Source organism: Rhizobacter sp. P3_B12 (genome assembly GCF_056402895.1).
On the sequence record NZ_JBFUGN010000609.1, the window covers coordinates 1 to 3,793 of the forward strand.

The window sequence follows — 3,793 nt, forward strand, 5'->3', positions numbered from 1 at the left end:
CAGCACGTCTGAACGGGCATGACCCCTGGGCCTACTTGCGTGACGTGTTGGAGCGGCTGCCGATGCTGCCCAATAGCCGACTCGAAGAGCTGTTGCCTCATCGGTGGACTCCGCCGCAGACTTGAGCAACTGACCGCCGTCAAGATGGGACGGCCAGACGCTCACCGTGCGCCGGCGGTCAGGTAGGGCACGAGATGCTCCAGTGCAGAGGGGCTAACCCGGCCTGCGCGGAGCGAAGCGCAGATAGGTTGGGGATTCCTAGTTCGCCAGGTGCAACCTTCACCTCTGCGCCGCGTCAGGGGCGGCGCCCTTAGCCCCTCTGCTTGGGCGGCTTGCGAGAACTCGAGCTGGGTCGCCGGCCCATGGCGCCGCTTACCCCCGGGGTGATCGCCTCAGAGGGCGTGGCCACTGGCAGAGGCCTCTCTGGGCTCGCGGCGCGTAGTGCCCGGCAACCGGCGGCGGCCGCGCCCTGGAAGCAATACGCTTGACGTACCGCGTATGATTGCTTACCTTGGAGCACGCTGATTGTCGGCTACCGGGACAAGCGAACGCGAACATTCACTGAGGCCAACCGGGTCAAGGCTCTCGCGGGCTTCGACTGCAGGGCGGAGCTACGGAGCGAGCAGCTCGATGTCTCCACAGTCACTGCTCGATCTCGACCTGCCGGGAAATCGGCTAGAGGCACTCAGAGGCGGCCGCAAGGACCAGTACAGCGTCCGCATTGATGACCGGCGTCGAGACTGCTTCGAGTTGCCAAAGCGGGCACGAAGCCCCACCAATGTTGAGATCGAGGACTACCACTAGAAAAGGTGCAGTATGGGGCGCACAGTAATTCATCCGGGCGAGCATCTCGCCGGGCAGCTTGAAGCACTGGGCATTAGCGCGGCCGAGTTGGGACGCCGCTTGCAGGTGCCAGGCAACCGCATCAGCCAGATAGTGACGGGTCACCGGGCCATCACGGGAGATACAGCGCTGCGGCTAGGCCACTTCTTCGGCACCAGCCCACAGTTCTGGTTGAACCTGCAAGCCACCTATGACCTGCGGGTTGCTGAAAAGAAGATGGGCGCCTCGATCAAGAACCTACCAACGCTGACCACGGGACGGAAGCGCGGCAATGACTATGCCCCGGCGGCATGAGCCTCTCTGAGAAAACAATGGCAAAAGACAAACCAATGACGACAACTGCAGCGAACAAGTCACCAAAGAACGGGGCCGGTGGCAACCTCGGCTTTGAAGCCGAGCTGTTTAAGACCGCCGACAAGTTGCGCGGCAACATGGAGCCGTCTGACTATAAACATGTCGTGCTCGGGCTCATCTTCCTCAAGCACATCTCCGACAGCTTCGAAGCAAAGCGCGCCGCGTTGCTGGCCGAATACGCGGACGGGGCCGAAGACCCAGACGAGTACCTGGCTGAAAATGTCTTCTGGGTTCCCAAAGAGGCCCGGTGGTCGCATCTGCAAGGACAGGCAAGGCTTCCTTCGATCGGAAAGCTGATCGACGAAGCAATGCTCGCTATCGAGAAGCGCAACGACACCCTCAAAGGGGTTCTCCCTAAGGACTATGCCCGGCCGTCGCTGAATGCGGTGATGCTGGGCGAGCTGATCGACCTGATCTCTGGCATTGCTCTTGGCAAAGAGAAGGAGGCGGCAAGGGATGTGCTCGGACGGGTCTATGAGTACTTCCTTGGCCAATTCGCCGGTTCGGAGGGCAAGCGCGGCGGCGAGTTCTATACCCCGCGCTCTGTCGTGCGCGTGATGGTTGAGATGCTGGAGCCCTACAAAGGGCGGGTCTATGACCCATGCTGCGGGTCCGGTGGCATGTTTGTCCAATCCGAGAAGTTCGTCGAAGAGCACGAAGGCAAGCGCGGCGACATCGCCATCTACGGTCAAGAATCGAACTACACGACTTGGCGCCTGTGCAAGATGAACCTCGCGGTGCGCGGAATTGACGCCGATATCAAGTGGAACAGCGAAGGCAGCTTCCACAAGGACGAATTGCGAGACCTGCGAGCCGACTACGTCCTCGCCAATCCGCCCTTCAACATCTCGGATTGGGGCGGGGAGCGACTAAAAGAAGATGGCCGCTGGAAGTATGGCGTGCCTCCTGCAGGCAATGCGAATTTCGCTTGGCTACAGCACATCCTGCATCATCTCGCACCGAGTGGAACCGCGGGAGTTGTGCTAGCGAATGGATCGATGTCGTCCACCCAGAATGGCGAAGGCGACATCCGACGAGCCCTTATCAAAGGCGCAAACGATGCAGCCGGCGTAGTCGACTGCATGGTTGCATTGCCGGGCCAGCTGTTCTACTCGACACAGATTCCGGTGTGCTTGTGGTTCTTGGCTCGCGACCGTTCAAACGGGCTTATACGCAGTGACAAGCTCCGGGATCGACGTCGCGAGGTGCTCTTCATCGATGCCCGAAAGCTCGGACACATGGTGGACCGCACACGCAAGGAGTTGTCCGAGTCTGACATAGACTGCATTGCACGGACCTACCATGCATGGCGCGGTGAGGCGACAGCCGGCAAATATGTCAATGTGCCTGGATTCTGCTATTCGGCCAATCTCGACGAAATCGAAGAGCACGGATACGTTCTTACGCCCGGCAGGTATGTAGGCTCCGCTGATTCGGAAGACGAGGATCAACCGTTTTCAGAAAAGTTTGAAGCTTTGCGTTCGGAGCTGGAAGGTCTGTTTGATGAATCTGAAAAACTCAGCGCTCTGATCCGACAAAAGCTGGCTGAGGTCAAGAATGTCTAGCCGTACTCTCGGGGACTACGTCGACCTGCAGCGCGGCAACACATACCAAAGTGCGTTGCTCGGCAAGTCGGGGCCCGTACTGCTTGGCCTAGGCTCAATTGCAAGGAATGGTGGATTTAGGCCGGAGAACCTGAAAACTTACGGTGGAGAATCAGATCCTCGAATCCTGATAAAGGCGGGAGATATCTATGTCTCTCTCAAGGACGTTACTCAATCGGCCGACCTCCTCGGAGCCATTGCGAGAGTTCCGCGCAGTATCGCTCAGGGCCGACTAACTCAAGACACCGTCAAGCTTGTCTTCAAAGATAAAGGCGCACATCAACTCCTGATTTACTGGGTGTTGAGGACACCACAGTATCGCGAGTATTGTCGAGCACACTCTACGGGAACTACCAATCTAGGGCTGCCGAGGGCAGACTTTCTAGCCTTTCCGATCCCGGAGCCAGATCCAGCTCGCTTAGAATTGGTAGATCTGCTTCAGGCGATCGACGAGAAGATCGATCTGAACAGAGCCGTGAACAACGCGTTGGCGGCTACTTGTCAAGCGCTATTCAAGGATTGGTTTATCGACTTCGGTCCGACGCGAGCGAAGGTGGAGAATCGAGCGCCGTACCTCGAAGAGGCTGTCTGGTCATTATTCCCAGAGATCTTTGATACGGATGCAAGGCCACTGGGCTGGACGACATCCACGATTGGCGATGAAGTCGATGTTGTGGGTGGATCAACACCCAGCACGAAGGAACCCAGATACTGGGGCGGCGAGATCGCTTGGGCGACCCCAAAAGACTTGTCGGCGCTCAGCACGCCTGTACTTCTCAGCACGGAGCGGAAGATCACCGATTTTGGACTCTCACAAATTGGATCTGGATTGCTACCGCCTGGGACCGTTCTCCTATCGTCACGAGCCCCCATCGGCTATTTGGCGATCTCGCAGATTCCCGTCGCAGTAAATCAGGGCTTCATCGCAATGGTTTGCAAGCGGCGCCTCTCGAACGTCTTCGTTTGGCAGTGGGCGAAAGCGAGTATGAACC

General features: G+C 58.3%; 4 protein-coding genes. All 4 read left to right on the forward strand.

Annotated features, from left to right (window positions below; translation table 11 throughout):
• On the forward strand, positions 1 to 125 hold a 125-nt coding region (locus tag AC1D01_RS24650; protein ID WP_477871049.1), incomplete at its 5' end, for a transposase domain-containing protein.
• 691 nt (positions 126 to 816) lie between these two features.
• Positions 817 to 1,137 carry a HigA family addiction module antitoxin gene (locus AC1D01_RS24655; RefSeq protein WP_477871045.1) on the forward strand — a complete coding sequence of 107 codons (321 nt, stop codon included), beginning with the start codon at positions 817 to 819 and terminating at the stop codon, positions 1,135 to 1,137.
• 35 nt (positions 1,138 to 1,172) lie between these two features.
• Positions 1,173 to 2,762, forward strand: coding sequence for a class I SAM-dependent DNA methyltransferase (locus AC1D01_RS24660; RefSeq protein ID WP_477871051.1), 1,590 nt, complete (start codon positions 1,173 to 1,175; stop codon positions 2,760 to 2,762).
• On the forward strand, positions 2,755 to 3,793 hold a 1,039-nt coding region (locus tag AC1D01_RS24665), incomplete at its 3' end, for a restriction endonuclease subunit S (protein ID WP_477871047.1). The genes AC1D01_RS24660 and AC1D01_RS24665, both read left to right, overlap by 8 nt.

Excerpts from the sequence above, each read along its gene's own strand:
- AC1D01_RS24655 (WP_477871045.1), top strand. The coding sequence starts at position 817 with ATGGGGCGCACAGTAATTCATCCGGGCGAGCATCTCGCCGGGCAGCTT.
- AC1D01_RS24660 (WP_477871051.1), top strand. The coding sequence starts at position 1,173 with ATGACGACAACTGCAGCGAACAAGTCACCAAAGAACGGGGCCGGTGGC.